Source organism: Listeria aquatica FSL S10-1188 (assembly GCF_000525795.1).
Taxonomy (GTDB): Bacteria; Bacillota; Bacilli; order Lactobacillales; family Listeriaceae; genus Listeria; species Listeria aquatica.
In genome coordinates this window covers 45,879-63,081 of sequence record NZ_AOCG01000012.1, presented here as the reverse complement: position 1 = coordinate 63,081, position 17,203 = coordinate 45,879, and the positions used below count along the sequence as shown (strand labels likewise).

11 protein-coding genes and 3 pseudogenes are annotated in these 17,203 nt (G+C 39.5%); 1 reads left to right on the top strand and 13 read right to left on the bottom strand.

What is annotated here, in order from left to right; translation table 11 throughout:
- Positions 1-114: 114 nt before the first annotated feature.
- The 13 genes and pseudogenes from MAQA_RS09360 to MAQA_RS09300 all read right to left on the bottom strand — a co-directional run bounded on the left by MAQA_RS09360 (position 115) and on the right by MAQA_RS09300 (position 15,969).
- A pseudogene (locus MAQA_RS09360) lies at positions 115-1,382 on the bottom strand (competence/damage-inducible protein A).
- 107 nt (positions 1,383-1,489) lie between these two features.
- Positions 1,490-2,069: pseudogene (gene pgsA, locus MAQA_RS09355) on the bottom strand (CDP-diacylglycerol--glycerol-3-phosphate 3-phosphatidyltransferase).
- Between the two features lie 95 nt (positions 2,070-2,164).
- Positions 2,165-3,167: pseudogene (locus tag MAQA_RS16615) on the bottom strand (helix-turn-helix domain-containing protein).
- A 41-nt stretch (positions 3,168-3,208) separates the two neighbouring features.
- On the bottom strand, positions 3,209-3,940 hold the full coding sequence (ymfI, locus tag MAQA_RS09345) for an elongation factor P 5-aminopentanone reductase (RefSeq protein WP_036073385.1): 732 nt from the start codon (positions 3,938-3,940) through the stop codon (positions 3,209-3,211).
- A gap of 107 nt (positions 3,941-4,047) precedes the next feature.
- Complete coding sequence (gene yfmH / locus MAQA_RS09340) at positions 4,048-5,337, bottom strand: EF-P 5-aminopentanol modification-associated protein YfmH (RefSeq protein ID WP_036073384.1); 1,290 nt, start codon at positions 5,335-5,337, stop codon at positions 4,048-4,050.
- On the bottom strand, positions 5,330-6,601 hold the full coding sequence (gene yfmF / locus MAQA_RS09335; RefSeq protein ID WP_036073382.1) for an EF-P 5-aminopentanol modification-associated protein YfmF: 1,272 nt from the start codon (positions 6,599-6,601) through the stop codon (positions 5,330-5,332). Before yfmF ends, yfmH begins: the two co-directional genes overlap by 8 nt.
- 135 nt (positions 6,602-6,736) lie before the next feature.
- Positions 6,737-7,687: an ABC transporter permease gene (locus tag MAQA_RS09330; protein WP_036073729.1), complete on the bottom strand. Its 951-nt coding sequence runs from the start codon at positions 7,685-7,687 to the stop codon at positions 6,737-6,739.
- Positions 7,688-7,689: 2 nt separating this feature from the next.
- Positions 7,690-8,751, bottom strand: coding sequence for an ABC transporter permease (locus MAQA_RS09325; protein WP_036073381.1), 1,062 nt, complete (start codon positions 8,749-8,751; stop codon positions 7,690-7,692).
- Positions 8,744-10,285 (bottom strand): ABC transporter ATP-binding protein, encoded by a 1,542-nt coding sequence (locus MAQA_RS09320; protein ID WP_036073380.1) that lies wholly within the window; start codon positions 10,283-10,285, stop codon positions 8,744-8,746. Before MAQA_RS09320 ends, MAQA_RS09325 begins: the two co-directional genes overlap by 8 nt.
- A 337-nt stretch (positions 10,286-10,622) precedes the next feature.
- On the bottom strand, positions 10,623-11,684 hold the full coding sequence (locus MAQA_RS09315; RefSeq protein WP_036073379.1) for a BMP family lipoprotein: 1,062 nt from the start codon (positions 11,682-11,684) through the stop codon (positions 10,623-10,625).
- A 249-nt stretch (positions 11,685-11,933) separates the two neighbouring features.
- On the bottom strand, positions 11,934-14,258 hold the full coding sequence (locus tag MAQA_RS09310; RefSeq protein ID WP_036073378.1) for an FtsK/SpoIIIE family DNA translocase: 2,325 nt from the start codon (positions 14,256-14,258) through the stop codon (positions 11,934-11,936).
- A gap of 144 nt (positions 14,259-14,402) precedes the next feature.
- Positions 14,403-14,975: an ATP-dependent Clp protease proteolytic subunit gene (locus tag MAQA_RS09305; RefSeq protein WP_036073376.1), complete on the bottom strand. Its 573-nt coding sequence runs from the start codon at positions 14,973-14,975 to the stop codon at positions 14,403-14,405.
- Between the two features lie 76 nt (positions 14,976-15,051).
- The gene (locus MAQA_RS09300) at positions 15,052-15,969 is read right to left on the bottom strand and encodes a YitT family protein (protein WP_036073375.1); all 918 of its coding nucleotides are present in this window, start codon (positions 15,967-15,969) and stop codon (positions 15,052-15,054) included.
- Positions 15,970-16,227: 258 nt separating this feature from the next.
- On the opposite strand from MAQA_RS09300, the gene trhO reads away from it, so the two are divergent.
- Positions 16,228-17,196: an oxygen-dependent tRNA uridine(34) hydroxylase TrhO gene (gene trhO / locus MAQA_RS09295; RefSeq protein WP_036073374.1), complete on the top strand. Its 969-nt coding sequence runs from the start codon at positions 16,228-16,230 to the stop codon at positions 17,194-17,196.
- The last annotated feature ends 7 nt before the right edge of the window (positions 17,197-17,203 follow it).

Sequence of the window (17,203 nt, the reverse complement as noted above, 5' to 3'; positions counted from 1 at the left end):
TTTTTTTAAATCACTTTTCAATTCTTTTTCATTATAGCCCGATGAAGTGAATCCGTCCAACCTTTTTTTGAAGCGAAAAACGAGAATTTACAAGGCTTTCTTGCCGTTTCTTGCTTAGGCATTCTTCCATTTTTCGTCAATAAATTGATTTATCAGTTGGAATCCTTGTTTTACTGAACGAGCGCGGTTGTGGTTACGGTCTCTGCCAAAGTGAAATAGAAATGTTTCTGTCGGAAATCCTTCCACGCTTAGTCCAATAAATACTGTCCCAGCTGGATATCCCTCAAGCTCTCCTGGACCAGCTACTCCGGTAAAACTGATGCCCATTTGTGTCCCAAATTTTTCACGAATTTTTTCCGCCATCTCCTTCGCACAAGCCGCACTAACAACACCTTCCTGTTCAATCACTTCAGGGGAAACACCTAAAAGTGTCTGCTTTGTCTCCGTTTGGTAAGTCACCATTCCACCTTTAAAAAATTTCAGACACGCCAGAGTGCGCACCTAGTTCTGCTTGAAAGGCACCTGCTGTTAAACTTTCTGCTGCCGCTATTGTAATCTTACGCGAAAGGAGTTTTCTCACGACGACATCTGCTAGAGTTTCATCACCATACCCATAAATAAATTCGCCATCACGTGCACTTATCTCCGCTTCGACTCCATCTAGTAGTTGATTAGCTTCTGCTTCTGCTTTTGTTTTTGCACTTGCCGTAAGACGAATTTCGACTTCATTATCCGACGCATACGTTGCAATCGTTGGATTGGCTTGTTTTGTAATCAAATCATTTAAATCATCCGCTAAATTTGATTCTCCAATACCAAAAAAAATGCAAAATGCGAGACTCTAAGTGAATCAGGTCACCATTCATTGAAGCAGCAAGCAATGGCTTCGTGTAAGTTTTAAACATGGGCTTCATTTCCGACGGGGGACCAGGCAAAAGAATGTAATTTGTCTCGTGCTCTGTAAACATCATCCCAGCCGCAAAACCGAAGTCATTTTTTAGCACTGTGGAATCTTTAATGACGAGGGCTTGTAATTTATTATTTTCTGTCATCTTGCGACCGCTAGTGGCAAAATACTCTTGTATTTTATTAAGATGTCCTTGATCCATCACAAGTTCTTTTTCCAAATGCTTCGCTACAATTTGTTTAGTTAGATCATCTTCTGTTGGCCCAAGCCCTCCAGTGAAAATTAAAAGATCGCTCCGCTTTTCAGCAATTTGAATCACTTCTTCCAGTCGCTTCGGGTTATCCCCGACAACCGTATGAAAATAGACATATATGCCCAGTTCAGCCAGTTCACGCGATAAAAAAGTAGCATTTGTGTTTGTGATTTGTCCCATTAAAATTTCTGTTCCAACTGCAATAATTTCAGCTTTTTTCATGTTTTCACATCCCTTTTAAAATAGCCAATAAAAGAAGCTTCCTCCAAGGATTTGTTACACACCTCTAGAGCGCGCAACAAGTCTTAAAGGAAGCATTCCATTTTCACTTACATAGAACCTTTAAAAACACCTCTGTTTTTGTAGAAATAATCGATTCCCGACCAGACTGCAAAAAAGGCACAGACATAAAGGAAAATTAAATCTACACGAATTCCTGTCCAAGCAAATGGAAAGTTGTTCAAGAAAAGAAGCGGAATCGCAATCATCTGTGTAAATGTTTTTAATTTTCCCTAGTTGTCCAGCTGCAAGAACTTCTCCGCCTTCTACAAGTAACAATCGCAATCCAGTTACTGCGAGTTCCCGGCTAATAATCAAAATGATTACCCATGCAGGTGCAATATTCATTTCAACCAAAATAATAAATGCGGCAGTTACTAGTAATTTATCAGCCATCGGATCAGCAAACTTGCCAAAGTTCGTAATCAAATTATATTTTCTTGCCAAATGGCCATCAAACCAGTCAGTTAGCGCAGCTACAATGAAAATAATGGTTGCAATAAAGCTTGTTACTGGGATTGCTGAACCCAGCCAGTAAAGCTCACCAAGATGAAATGGCGCAACGCAAAGAATCACAAAAATCGGAATTAAAATGATTCGTGCGACGGTTAATTTATTTGGTAAATTCATTTTCCCCTCTCCAATCCCTAATCAAATAAAAATTATGTATCCTAAAAGAAAAGAAAGTATAGGCAAGACGACTCTCACCTATACTTCTTGATTCTTCATTGTGCGCTTTCGCTATCGTTAGCAGAAGAACTATCTGAATCACTAGACGAATCATTACCGCTTTCATCCAGTTTAATTGTGAGAACTTGTTTAACAAGCGTTGGTGCTAGTTCAATTTTTTCACCATTGACTTTTACAGTTGTAACAGGCGCATTACCCACAACGATAGAAACCGTTTTGTTATCCTTTGCATCAATTTCATCCGAACTCGAGCCATCTTTTACGATTCCGTTATAAATATTGGCCCCAGCTGCAGTTGAAACCCCAATCCAAGTGTCTCCACCAGAAGCAGAAATTTCAAGGCTTAGTTTATCGGCATTTGAAACTGTATAGCTCGTAGCATTTCCAGATGTTTGGCCTTTTTCAATTGCCACTTTTTTTATCTTTTATCTTCTTCTTTTTTCTTATCCTTCGGCTTTTTTCTTTTCAGCCGCTTTATTTTCATCTGCTTTTTTTCTTTTCAGCAGAATCTTTATCTTTGCTAGAGTCATCTGATTTTTTCGTTGATGAGCCTGTGTCATCTTTGACTTTTACAGTTTGCTCTGAATCATTAGGTGTTTCTACTGTTTTGTCATTTCCACGCGCAAAAACGAAATACCAAATGATAAATAAGATAAATAAAATAAATACAGCAATAAGAATTTTTGGTAAGACATCAAAAAAGCGATTTCTCGTTGAGCTTTGTCCTCCAACTGAATGTGTCGTAAGAGGGGTAGCTTTTTTCCGAGCTCGACTTTGTTCTTGTTCAACTACCTCCTGCTGAGACTCAGGAACCTCAGAATCAAAGTCAGCAAAAAGCTGTGCACTATCAACATCTACCGCCTCAGCGTATTGCTTGATGAAAGCACGCGTATAAAACTTACCCGGCATTACCGAGTAGTTGCCTTCTTCAATTGCGACGAGGTACCTTTTTTGGATTTTTGTAATTTGCTGCAAGTCATCTAAACTAAGACCTTTTTCTCTGCGGGCAGCTTTTAGTTTGTCGCCTAATTCAGTCAATATTAAACACCTACCATTAAATTAAATCAATTCTTGTTTTTTTACATGTGCCATCCGCCATTAACCCCTAAAATCTGCCCAGTAATATATCCCGATTCATCTCTCACAAGAAAAGCGGCTGCATTCGCAACATCCTTAGGATTTCCAAGTCGTAATAAAGGGATCTCCTGTATAAATTCTTGTTTTTCCTGTTCAGAAAACTGAGCAAGCATCGCTGTATCAACAGCACCTGGTGTTAAGGCATTTACAGTAATACCGTTTCCCGCTACTTCCTTGCTGAGCGCTTTTACAAAAGCAATTTGTGCTCCCTTCATCGTCGAATAAGCTACTTCCATCGCAGCCCCAACTTCTCCCCAAATCGAACTGATGAAAAGAATTCTTGGATGACTCGAGCGTCTTAACTTAGGTAAAAAGGCACGAATAAAATAAAGCGGCGCCCCGACGTGAATATCGTATAAACACTGCAGCTTCTTGTCTGACAGATCTGTAAACAGACCATATTCGCTGTTTCCGGCTGCATGGATAAAAACATCAAGTTCAAAAACATTTTCTGTTATCTTCTCTAAGTCAGCCCTACTAGAAAAATCTCCTTGGAGTACCGTCACTTCTACATCACAATTTTGCAATTCTGTAGCAAGAGTTCGCATGATTTTTTCGTTTGAATGATAGTGTAAGTAAAGATTAAAACCATCATTCGCTAATCGCCGTGCAATCGCTTTTCCGATTGCCCCACTTGCCCCTGTGATAAAGGCAGAACGGTTTCTATTTTTCAAGATAAAGACTCCCTAAGATAACATTTCTTTCATCATAGCATGACTGTAATAATAATACCATTTTTTCTTTAAAAAAGCTTTTAATAACTTTAAAACTTAAGATTTCTTTAATTTTCCTCAGGAATGAGTTGGAATGTCGTTATCCGCTCTTCATTAGCAAGGGATTGAATGAAAGCCTCAACTTCTTGAACAGTAATTGATTCAATCGCTTTTGGAAGATCAAATAAAGACGCTTCTTCTAATATATATTGGCTGAATTGATTCGCAATAAACTCAGGTGAATTAAGCGCACGAAGAAACTGCCCAGTTTTTTTTCGTTTAACCAGTTCAAGGTTTTCCTTTGAAATGCCCTTTTCAGAAGCTTCAAACCATGCTTCCTCGATCCGCTTTGCCTGTTCATCCGGATTAGTAGCATCGCCCCCGATTAAAACAAATGAAAAACTATCTGAAAGTGTATAATCGTAACCGAATGAATCGTCAATGATCCCTTCATTGTAAAGCTTCAAATAGTTTTCAGAAGTGGTTCCAAATAAAAGCTCTAATGCCAAATCCGCTATCATTTCATGCTTTACAGCTTCGAAGCCTCGAAGCAAACCAATATCTTCTTTCATCCCCACTAAATTTTTCGCGATTTGAACAGGAAAAGCCAATTTTTTCTTTTTGTGAGCAACTTCGCGAGGTTCATCAGGAAACGAACGTTTAATTTCAGCTTCTTTTTCAAAATGCTTAGCTGCTTGATTTTCCCGAATTTCTTCCATCATTTCATGTGGATCTAGCTGCCCAACAACAAAAAGCACCATGTTGCTAGGATGATAAAACGTATTGTAGCACAAGTAAAGAAGATCTTTATCAATGTCTGCAATAGATTCAACAGTCCCCGCAATATCAATTTTCACAGGATGATTTTGATACATATTTTCAATTGCTCCAAAATAAACACGAAAATCCGCATCGTCATCGTACATTCTAATTTCTTGTCCGATAATCCCCTTTTCCTTTTCAACCGTTTCCTCCGTAAAATACGGTTGTTGGACAAAATCAAGCAATGTCTTTAAATTCTCCATTACATAAGAAGTGCTGGAAAAAAGATAAGCCGTTCTTGTAAAGGAAGTGAAAGCATTCGTAAAGGCACCCTTTTCACCAAATTTAAAAAATACGTCCCCGTCTTCTTTCTCAAACATTTTATGTTCTAAAAAATGTGCAATTCCATCAGGAACACTTGTTAATCCATCTTCACCAATTGGCACAAAAGTGTTATCAACTGAGCCATAATTCGTCGTGAAAACTGCGTAAGTTTTATTATAATCCTTCTTAGGAAGTAAGAAAACACGCAATCCGTTTTCAAGCGTTTCACTGTAAACCGTTTCTTCCACATTCTCAAAGCGTGTTTCATTCATTGCCTGTTACCTCCTTACTCAAGAAATATAGTGTGTTCATTTCAAAAACTTGTGCAGCTTTTGTGACTTCGTCTTTTGTGGTTTGCTTTATTTTTTGAATCCAATTTGCAAGATCTAAATCTGCTTGTTTCAACAAATTATTATAAGTCAGTTCAATTAGCCCTTGTGCACTATCATTTGCTTCTAAAAGTTGGTTGATATACATTTTCTTCGTTTGTTCTAACTCTTCTTCTGTGAAATCACCACGCTTCATTGCTTCCACTTGTTCTTCAATAATCTCACGTGCTTGTTTATAATTCTTTTCATCAATTCCAGCAGAAATCAGCATAAAGCCTTTGAATGAATCCATTCGACTAGAAGCATAATAAGCAAGGCTTGCTTTTTCACGGACATTAATAAAAATTTTGGAGTTCGAATAACCACCTAGTAGTCCATTAGCAAGTTGTAAGGGAACAAAATTCTCATCGCCAAAATAAACCCCTGTATGATAACCAAGTGCTAGCTTCCCTTGATTAATGGGTTGATTCTCGAAAACTTCGTGCAAACTAGTTCGATAAGTCTCGCTTCCATTCTTGCCTAAAGTTTTTTCTCTTTCTGAAAAGGACAGAGCTTCAACTTGTGGGATGAGCTCATCACGTGTAATATCGCCACAAACGAGAAGATCAATTTGATCTTCTTTTAAGAAACGTTGGTAATACTGATACAGGTCAGTTGCACCAATCGCATCAACATCTTCAAGCACACCAGAAGCCGGATATTTAAAAACATCTTCTGAGAACATTTCTTCAATCAAACGCTTGTTAGCATACCGAATTTTATCATCAAAGACCGATTCAAGCCGACTTTTTAAATTAGCTTTTTCGCGTTCAAGTGTTGCCTCATGGAATGCTGCATCTGAAACATTCGGAAAGAAAAACACTTGTTCAATAAACTGAAAAGCCTCCTTTAGAAGTTTTTCTCCGTCCTTTACAAGCTTTCCATTTACAAGATCAAACACCGCTGTAATAATGTGCTCATTTCCTTTTTTCTCGACTGTGGTATAAAAGTTAGCCCCATATAAATAAGCTAATCGACGTCTAAATTCTGTTTGTGTTTTATACAATTCATTATTCGTTTCAAACAGCATCGAAAGAAGCGTACGTTTCGTTATCGTTTCCCGCTCAAGCGGCGCACGAAATTTAAATACAATTTTGCTCGACTTAAACTTTTTCGTTTCAAGAAGGGTCAAGCGAACAGGTCCGATTTTTTCTTCATAAGTTTGCATGAATCAAGCTCCTCTCATTTTCTCCATTCTTATTGTAGCTTAATGCCACAACAAGTACAATCATAATGCCGCATCGCACTTGCTTTTAAATAAAAAAGTCTTCCGCAGAGTTTCCTCTTTCGGAAGACCAAAACTTTATTTACCTTTAATATAATTCACTCCATCTGCTTTTGGAGCTTCTGATTTTCCAATAAAGCCAACAAGGGCTAGAATCGTCAACACGTAAGGTGCGATTTGCAAGTAAATATCTGGGATTTCTTTAAAGAATGGAAGCGAGCCGCCGGTAATAGCCAGACACTGTGCAAAACCGAAGAAAATCGCTGCTCCCATAGCACCAAGTGGGTTCCATTTCCCAAAAATCATCGCTGCAAGTGCCATGTACCCTTGTCCAGAAATCGTTGCGTGTCCAAAGTCTAACGTAAAGGATTGCGCATAAACCGCTCCCCCCAGTGCACCAAGAATCCCTGAAATGATTACACCTTGATAGCGCATAAATTTCACTTTGATTCCCATCGTATCAGCAGCAAGTGGATGCTCCCCAACTGAACGAAGACGCAAGCCAAAGCGTGTTTTATAGATAATAAACCAAGAAACAATCGCAAAAGCAATGGCTACATAACTCATCACCGGAACGTTCCGAAAGAAAATATCTCCAATAACTGGAATATCCTTTAAAACTGGAATATCTGGTTTACCAAAGTAATGAGAAATTTGATCTGTTTGTCCCTTATCGTAAATGACCTTAACAAGGAAGAGCGCAAGTCCCGTAGCAAGGAAGTTTATTGCAACCCCGGAAATAACATGGTCCGCTCGGAAATTAATGGTTGCAACGGCATGTACTAACGAAAATAGTCCTCCGACGATCATTGCTGCAATTAAAGAAATCCACGGTGTAAGTGCCCCAAAAACGTGATCGAAAGTTAGGTTGAAGACAATCGCAGAAAAGGCTCCCATCACCATCATACCTTCGAGACCAATGTTAACAATACCACCTCGTTCGGAATAAACACCGCCAAGCGCCGTAAAGATAAGCGGACCGGCCATTAATAATGTACTAGAAACAAGTGTCGCAATGATTGCTGTCACTGTCATTCTGCCTTCGCTCCCTTCTTAAATTTCGACATCGCCCAGCGAATAATATAGCTCGAAGCTACGAAGAAAATAATCAAAGCGATAATCACATTTACAAGTTCATTTGGCACTCCTGCAACTGCTGGCATGTTGAGCGCACCGATTTTCAAGGCGCCAAATAGGAGAGCCGAGAAGATAATGCCGATCGGTGAACTTCCGCCAAGAAGCGCAACCGCAATCCCGTCGAAACCGATTCCTGGTGAAGCACTTAATACGTAAGCATTCCCATATGTACCAAGGCCTTCCATTACTCCACCGAGCCCAGATAATGCACCAGCAAGAACCATAGAAAGAATAATGGTTTTCTTCACACTCATCCCAGCATATTTGGAGGCATTTTCATTGAATCCAACTGCCTCAATCTCGTATCCGAATGTCGTTTTATTGAGCACCAGCCAGATGATAATAGCAAACCCGAGTGCAATTAAAATTCCCCAGTGCAGTGTTGAGTATTGTGTCATGTTTTGTAGAAAAACAGACTGAAGGGAGGCACTCTCAGAGATAGTTTTCGTCTTGTCGAGCCCATCTGTCAACATATTCTGTACGACATAGTTAAAAATATAAAGCGCCGTGTAATTAAGCATGATTGTGACAATAACTTCATTTACACGAAGAGTTGCTTTCAAAATACCTGGAATAAAAGCCCAGAAAGCCCCAAAAGCCATTCCCACAAGCACAGCAAGTGGCAAATGAATCCATTTCGAAAGCCCGTCAAATTGTAGGGCAACAATAACTGAACCAAGCCATCCCATAAGTAGCTGTCCTTCAGCTCCAATGTTAAATAGTCCTGCTTTAAAAGCAACCGCGACAGAAAGCCCAACAAGTATATAAGGCGTTGATTGTCGAATGGTTTCTCCAATATAGTAAGGTTGTCCAATCACACCATTAACGAGAGCTGAGTATCCGGCAATCGGATCATAACCGAAAATAAGCATGATAACAGCACCACAAATCAGACCTAAAAGAACAGCCGTAACAGGAATAACCAACGCATTTAAGATACTTTTTACTCTACTCATGCACCTTTTCCTCCGTTTCCACCTGTTCTTTTCTTGATCCAGCCATCAAAAGCCCGAGCTCTTGCTCCGTTGTTTCTTCCGGCTTCACAATAGCAACGATTTTCCCTTCATAAATAACCGCAATTCGGTCACTTACATTCATGATTTCATCAAGTTCAAACGACATCAGAAGCACCGCTTTTCCTCTATCACGTTGTTCGATCAGCCGCCTATGAATAAATTCGATAGCCCCAACATCAAGGCCACGAGTAGGCTGAGCAGCAATCAAAAAATCTGGATCGCGACTAATTTCTCGCGCAATGATAGCTTTTTGCTGGTTTCCCCCAGAAAGAGCTTTTGCAGGAACATACTCGCTACTTGTTCGAACATCGAACTCCTCGATTAGTTCTCTCGCAAATTCATACATTGCTTTATGATTTAAAAAACCTTTGCTCGAAAGCGGCTTCTTATAATAAGTCTGCAAGGCAATATTTTCGCCCACCGTCATTTCAAGCACAAGTCCGTGTTTATGACGATCTTCAGGAATATGACCGAGACCGGTTTCTGTAATTTTACGTGGTTTTTTATTTTCAATTGATTCCCCGTTTAATCGGATCGTGCCGTTCGTTACTTTTGTTAGTCCGCTGATTGCTTGAATTAACTCGCTTTGACCATTTCCGTCAACTCCAGCTATACCAACAATTTCCCCCGAACGAACCGTTAAGTTTAATCCGCGGACACTTTCCACTCCACGACTTTCTTTCACGATTAAATCTTTAATTTCAAGTACATTCCTCCCTGGATTAGCTGGCTTCTTTTCAGTTGTAAAAACAACCTCCCGACCAACCATCATATTCGCAAGCTCCTGAGGGTTTGTTTCAGAAACATTTACAGTTCCCATCCCTTTTCCCCTGCGAATAACCGTAACACGATCACAAACATCCATAATCTCTTTTAATTTGTGCGTAATCAAAATAATGGACTTGCCTTCTTTAATCAGCGCTCGCATAATTTGAATTAATTCATTAATTTCTTGCGGCGTAAGAACGGCTGTAGGCTCATCAAAAATCAAAATATCTGCACCACGATAAAGTGTTTTAAGAATTTCAACACGCTGTTGCATTCCAATTGAAATATCTCGTATCACTGCATTTGGATCTACTCGAAGTCCATAACGATCAGAAATCTCTTGAATTTCTTCAATCGCTTTTTTCTTTTCAATCACTCCGAGTTTGTTTGGTTCTTTCCCTAAGATGATATTTTCCGCAACCGTAAACTTGTCTACAAGCATAAAGTGCTGATGCACCATGCCGATCCCAAGTTCATTTGCTTTGTTCGGGTTATTGATCACTTCTTTTTGACCACGAACGCGGATTTCGCCACCATCGGGCTCGTAAAGACCAAAAAGAACATTCATCAGTGTCGACTTTCCAGCTCCATTTTCACCTAGCAAAGCATGGATTTCTCCCTGCTTCAACTGTAAGGTAATGTTATCGTTAGCTACAAAACCAGAGAATTCCTTCCTGATTCCTAACATTTCAATAACATAATCCACATTCTCACTCCCTTTATCGCGTTTATTACAGAAAAACAGCTCGACATTATTTCTCACGAAAAATGTGGCCTCTCCAGATTTTTCCTCAACTGGGTAAACCTGTTTTTTATCTGTCTGATGGTTCAGTTTGTAAGCAACAAATTTCTAGCTTTTAATTCGCCAAAAAATGATGTCACTTTATTTTATTTCTATTTGTCGTTCATTGCAATCTTAATTTAGAAAAAAATAAAAAAATAGCTAAAAAACATCTTAGTAAAAGGGTTTACTTATTGCAGTAAGCGGTTTCAACTTATTTTGAAAGAAAGCCGGCAAAAAAGCCGGCTCCAAAATAAGATCATCAAGGTTTTTCTGGAACTTTAATGTCTCCATCTACAATTTTTTGTTTATATTCATCAACTTTTTGAAGAACATCTTTCGAGATATTGTCTTGGTGAGATGAAAGTCCTACAGCATCTTTATCAAGACCATATTCGATTTTTTCTCCACCAGGGAAGTCGCCTTTTTTAGCACGCTTAGAAAGATCTTTTACAGCAACATCCACGCGTTTAATTTCAGAAGTAAGTGTTACGTTGTACTCCTTGCCATCATTTGCTGTTACTTTCCCTTCATCCCACTGGTCACGGTCAACACCGATTACCCAAACGGCACGGCTTGGATCTTTTTTCTTCAAGTTTTTCGCTTCTGCGAACACACCATTTCCTGTTCCACCAGCAGCATGGAAGATCACGTCTACTCCACTTGAATACATAGTGGACGCAATTTGTTGTCCTTTATCTGCTTTTGCAAAGTCATTGGCATATTGAACATCAATTTTCGCATCAGGATTTACAGCTTTCACGCCTTCAACAAATCCAGCTTCAAAGCGGTCAATAACTGCTCCTTTTACGCCGCCAACAAAGCCAACTTTATTTGTTTTAGTCGTAAGACCTGCCACAACACCAACAAGGAATGAACCATCGTTGTCTTTAAAGCCGATACTTGCTACGTTTTTACGATCATTAATCACATCATCTACGATAGCAAAGTGATTATCAGGATTTTGCTTAGAAACCGTTTCTAGCGCTTCTTTTAATTTGTAACCAATCCCAAAAATCAAGTCATAGTTCGAACGAACAGCAGTGTTCAAATTTGTTTTGTAGTCTGCTTCAGAAGCTGATTGCAAATAATTGTAACCATCCTGCCCTTTTTTCATGTCGTTCTCTTTACCAAATTCTTTAAGACCTTCCCAAGCTGATTGGTTAAACGAACGATCATCAACTCCGCCAGTATCAGTAACCATCGCTACTGTGAAGTCCTTGTCACTGCCTTTACTTCCTGAATCCTTTGAACCACATGCGCCAAGAACGAGTGCAGAAGCAAGAATCAGTGTGAGTGCCAAAGCAAATGTACGCTTTTTCACTTGTAAACCCCTCCCAAGAGATAAATTGTGTGCTAGATTTAACGGTTTACAACGAACATTTTCTCCCAATGACGATATGTATATTCGGTTTGATATTGGAAGAAAACTATCTCTGAAACCGTATTCTCCAACTCTTCTTAATATACCATGTTATCACTTAGAAATAAATTCATAATTTTGCTTTTCTTAATGCAAGTTAATTCAGAAAATTATTCACTTTGAAAAACAAGCCTTTTAAAGGCTTGTTTTTCATTCCTCTTGATTGGATTCCCCAAGCGATTCCACATTCACGCGGCGCGGTTTGCTTCCTTCGTGTGGTCCAACAACTCCGCGCTGCTCCATCTCATCAATTAAGCGAGCTGCTCGGTTATAACCAATCCGAAACTTCCGCTGTAGCATCGAAACAGAAGCAGTCTGCATTTCCACAACAAGAGCTACAGCTTCATCATATAACTCATCTTCTGATTCCTCTGTATGTTCAGGAATGTCATCGGGAATCATTTCTTCATCATATTGCGCTTTTTGTTGTGAAATCGTGAAGTCAACAATGTTTTCAACTTCCTCATCCGACAGAAAAGCCCCCTGCACCCGAGTCGGTTTGCTTGATCCAACTGGTAAAAACAGCATATCCCCGCGGCCAAGCAATTTTTCTGCCCCGCCCATATCTAAAATTGTTCTAGAATCCGTTGCACTTGAAACCGCAAAAGCAATCCGTGACGGGATATTAGCTTTAATAACCCCAGTAATTACATCAACAGATGGCCTTTGTGTTGCGATAATTAAGTGAATCCCAGCTGCTCGAGCCATCTGAGCAAGCCTTGTGATAGCATCTTCCACATCATTTGATGCCACCATCATCAAGTCGGCTAACTCATCTACAATGACCACAATATATGGAAGTTCGGCTTGCTTTTCTTCATTTTTCTCATTGTGCTTGCGTACTTGCTCGTTGTAGCCTTCCATGTTTCGCGTTCCTGTGTGAGAAAACAAGTCATAGCGTCGCTCCATCTCCGCGACAATTTTTTGCAGAGCTTGTGCTGCTTTTTTGGGATTGGTTACAACTGGTGCAAGCAAGTGAGGAATGCCGTTATATACATTTAGTTCTACCATTTTCGGATCAATCATCATCATTTTCACTTCATGTGGCTTAGCACGGAGCAAAATACTCGTGATGATTCCATTGATACAAACGGACTTTCCGCTTCCTGTTGAACCAGCTACAAGTAAATGCGGCATTTTATTTAAATGTGCCAAAACAGCTTCTCCAGAAATGTCGCGCCCAAGTGCGATTTGGAGTTTATCTTCAGGGTGATTCTGGCTATTATTTTCAAGCACTTCTCGAAGTGTAACCATTGCCACTTGTTGATTCGCAACTTCAATCCCAATCGCGGATTTTCCAGGAATTGGTGCTTCAATTCGAATGTCTTTCGCTGCAAGCGCAAGGGCGATATCATCACTGAGAGAAACAATTCGACTCACTTTTACTCCAACAGCAGGCTGTACTTCATATTTTGTAACAGCAGGCCCCAAATGAACCTGTGTAATTTTCGCTTTCACTCCAAAGCTATCAAACGTTTCCTCTAACTTCCGTGCATTGGCTTCAATTTGCTGATATTCCTTAGATTGATCAACTGATTTAGCTTCATTTAAAAGCGATAGCGGTGGAAGTTGATAGATTTCATTTTCAAACGATTCCTGTTCGAAACGCATTTCTTGAATCGACTCTTCTTCCTCTTCTGGATCTTCTTTTATTTCAGCTGAATTACTTGCCTTTGCCGTATCCATTTGCTTTTTAGCGGCATTGAAATTCGATATAATCGGAGGCTTACTCTCTTTTTCTTCTTTTACCACTTTTTCTGTAGTGGTTTCCACATTGCTACTTGGTTCTACTTTGGAAAGCTCTTTTTCTTGTTTCTTCAGTTCTTGCTTTGCTTTACGAGCTTCTGCTTTTTCCCTCGCACTTTGAACTTTTTCCTTCAAACTAGCAAAGACAGCACGCAACTTCTCAAAAACCACACTTAAAGGTACGCCAGAAGCAAGCGACAAACCAAAAACAACTAAAAAGAGCGCAAAGATATTCGTTCCGACGGAGGAAATCAAAAAGTAAGTGATCGCTGTAATCGCAGCACCAACCATTCCCCCGCCAACAGAAGCAACTTGTTCTGGATGGAGGATATTTTGAAAGGCCAGATGACTTGAAAATCCTAAAATCGTTTGATCTGCGGGAAGAGCTTTTAACATGAAACTCATATGTAATAACACGGCTAATCCAATCGCAATTAAATACACCCCGACCAGTCGTTTGGCAAAAAACTTAGGCGATGTTCTTTTAAATAGTAAAAATCCTCCACAAAAGATAGCACCTAACAATAAGCCATAACTAAGCGACCCAAGAACAAATTCACCAACCGTATAAATGAAAGTTCCGACAAACCCGAGCTGGAATAAACCGAGTAAGCCGACAACAATTAAAATAAATCCGCTAATTTCTTTTCCATAGTGGTTTTGTTTTTTCTTTGAGCGTGTTCCCTTGCGCTTCCCTGCCGCATTCGTCTTTTTCTTTTGTGCAGCCAAAAAATCTCCTCCCCATTCTAGTCAACATAATGGTCTTATTATAGCACATGAAGAAAATGACTAACTCCACCAAAAGACCTATTTAGCAAACAAATGTACGTAAAAACTGGGCCTCCCTAAAAATGAGAGCCCCAGTTTATAAGCTTATTTGACTTCACTTTGATTTTGAATAATCTGATTGACAATCCCGTAATCAATGGCTTCATTTGCTGAAAGCCAGAAATTCCGATCTGTATCTTCCACAATTTTTTCAAAATCTTGACCCGTCGCATCGCTAATCAATCGATTAATTCTTTCACGCATCCGTACAATCTCACGCGCTTCAATTTCAATCTCACTGCTTTGACCTTGAACGCCACCAAGCGGCTGGTGAATCATGTACCGAGTGTTAGGAAGGCTATAACGATTTTCTTTTTTCGCAGCCAGATAAATCGTAATTCCTGCACTTGCCACCCAGCCCGTTCCAATAATTCGAACTTCTGGTTTAATATATTGAATCATATCATGAATCGTATCGCCAGATTCAACGTGCCCGCCTTGGCTATTGATAAAAATCGTAATCGGTTCATCGCTTAAAGCCGCTAGCAGTAAAAGTTGGTTTGACACTTCTTTAGCTAGGTCTTGATTGATTTCTCCGTAAAGTAAGATGGTACGAGTATCAATCATTTTTTCAGTCAGAATCTGACTCATTTCTTTTGATTTGTTTTCTTCTGCCATTTTGACACATCCTCTCTTTGGTCCACATTTTTATTTTAACTGTTTGGTCAACAAAGGTCAAAAGAAAACATCTGCGTCACAAATGAGGTGTTCGCTTCTTCATCATTTTTCCACCTTTGACTTCAGACATACTTCCACCAACGGCGAGAAAAGCATCCGGATCGATTTCATCTAAAATAGATTTTAGTTTAACTTCTTCAAAGCGCGATATAATGACGAAAATCACTTTATTCATTTCTCCAGAATAGCCGCCCGTTGCATCAATATACGTCACACTTTTTCCGAGTTGTTCCATGATTTCAAGGCCGATTTCTTCATAATATCTGCTAATAATAAAAGCACTTTTGGATTCATCCATTCCTTGAATTACAATATCAATGACTTTATAAGCCAAAAAATAGGTAATCAGGGAATACATAGCCCGGTCCCAGTTAAAAGCAAAGCCAGCTACTGAAAAGATTAAAATATTGATCACCATAATAATTTGCCCTGTTGAAAAAGGCGTTTTGCCATTCACAATAATCGACACAATTTCTGTTCCATCAAGTGCCCCACCATTACGAATAACAAGACCTACTCCAAGCCCAAGCGTTACCCCACCAAAAACCGTAGCTAACAAGAGATCATCTGTAACGGGATCAGCAGAATGAAGAAGTAACGTCACAGTTGACATGACGGCAATCCCGTATAAAGTAAAAAGAGCAAAAACTTTACCAATCTTCCGGTATCCAATGATAAAAAAAGGAATGTTCAAAACAAAGGTAAGTACACCAAGGGGTAGCGGTGTAAGTTGAGATACAATAATCGAGATCCCAACAACTCCACCATCTAGAATCTGATTATTTACGAGGAAAAGCTCAAGACCGATTCCCATGAGGATGGCACCGATCGTAATCATTAAAAAGCGGTATGTAAACCATTTCCATTTTCTACGGCGATAAAGCATCACTTCTTGTGCGGCTTTTTCTTCTAGCAATAAGCTGTCTGACTTCATAGTTTGTCACTTCCTGTCACTTTACAATTTGCTCATTTATCAGAAAACATTTTTTTCGTTTTATTAAATTTTTTTACTCCTCTCAAGTATAGCATAAGCGATCTGTACTTGTCTTTTTTTTGCCGCCTTGTGCAGGAATTTTTTTCTTGCAGGCGGCTACTTATCTATAGTATAGTTATAGTTGCGCAATGTGCGGAGATAATTCATACGCTGCACTTTTCACAAGCAAAACTCAAAACTAAAAGGTGGTAAAAAAATATGAGTGACTATCAAGTGTTGTTATACTATAGATACACGACAATTGATGATCCAGAAACCTTTGCAAAAGAGCATCTTGCTTTTTGTAAAGAAATTGGACTAAAAGGACGCATTCTCGTTGCTCGGGAAGGCATTAATGGAACCGTTTCGGGGACCACAGAAGCAACTGAAAAGTATATAAATGCCATGCATGCAGATCCAAGATTTTCTGACATGGTATTTAAAATTGATGAAACTGATCAACATGCCTTCAAAAAAATGTTTGTTCGTCCACGTGAAGAGATTGTTTCCCTTCATTTGGAACACGATCTCAGCCCGCTTGAAGTAACCGGAAAATACCTTGAGCCTGAAGAATTTCGCGAAGCCTTACAAGATCCGGAAACAGTCGTGTTAGATGCAAGAAACGACTACGAGTTTGATCTTGGACATTTTCGTGGGGCTATTCGTCCAGACATCAAAGCTTTCCGTGAACTACCAGGTTGGGTCGAAGAAAATCGTGATAAATTCGAAGGTAAAAAAGTGGTCACGTACTGCACAGGTGGCATTCGTTGTGAAAAATTCTCAGGTTGGCTAAAAACAGCCGGTTTTGATGATGTTGCTCAACTTCACGGTGGGATTGCTACTTACGGAAAAGACGAAAAAACAAAAGGTGAGCTTTGGGATGGCATGATGTATGTTTTCGATGAACGGATTTCCGTCCCAATCAATCGTGTCGAACATAAGGTTGTAGGTAAAGATCACTTCGATGGGACACCTTGCGAGCGCTACATCAATTGTGCCAACCCGCATTGTAACAAGCAAATTCTCGCTTCCGAAGAAAATGATGAAAAGTATCTGCATAGTTGCTCACATGAATGTCGCGTCAATCCAGATAATCTTTACGTAAAAAAACATGGACTTACTGAAGAACAACTTAAAGCTCGCTTAAATGCGATTGGTGAAAGTTTAGAAGCTTCTTCTGCAAAATAAATAATTA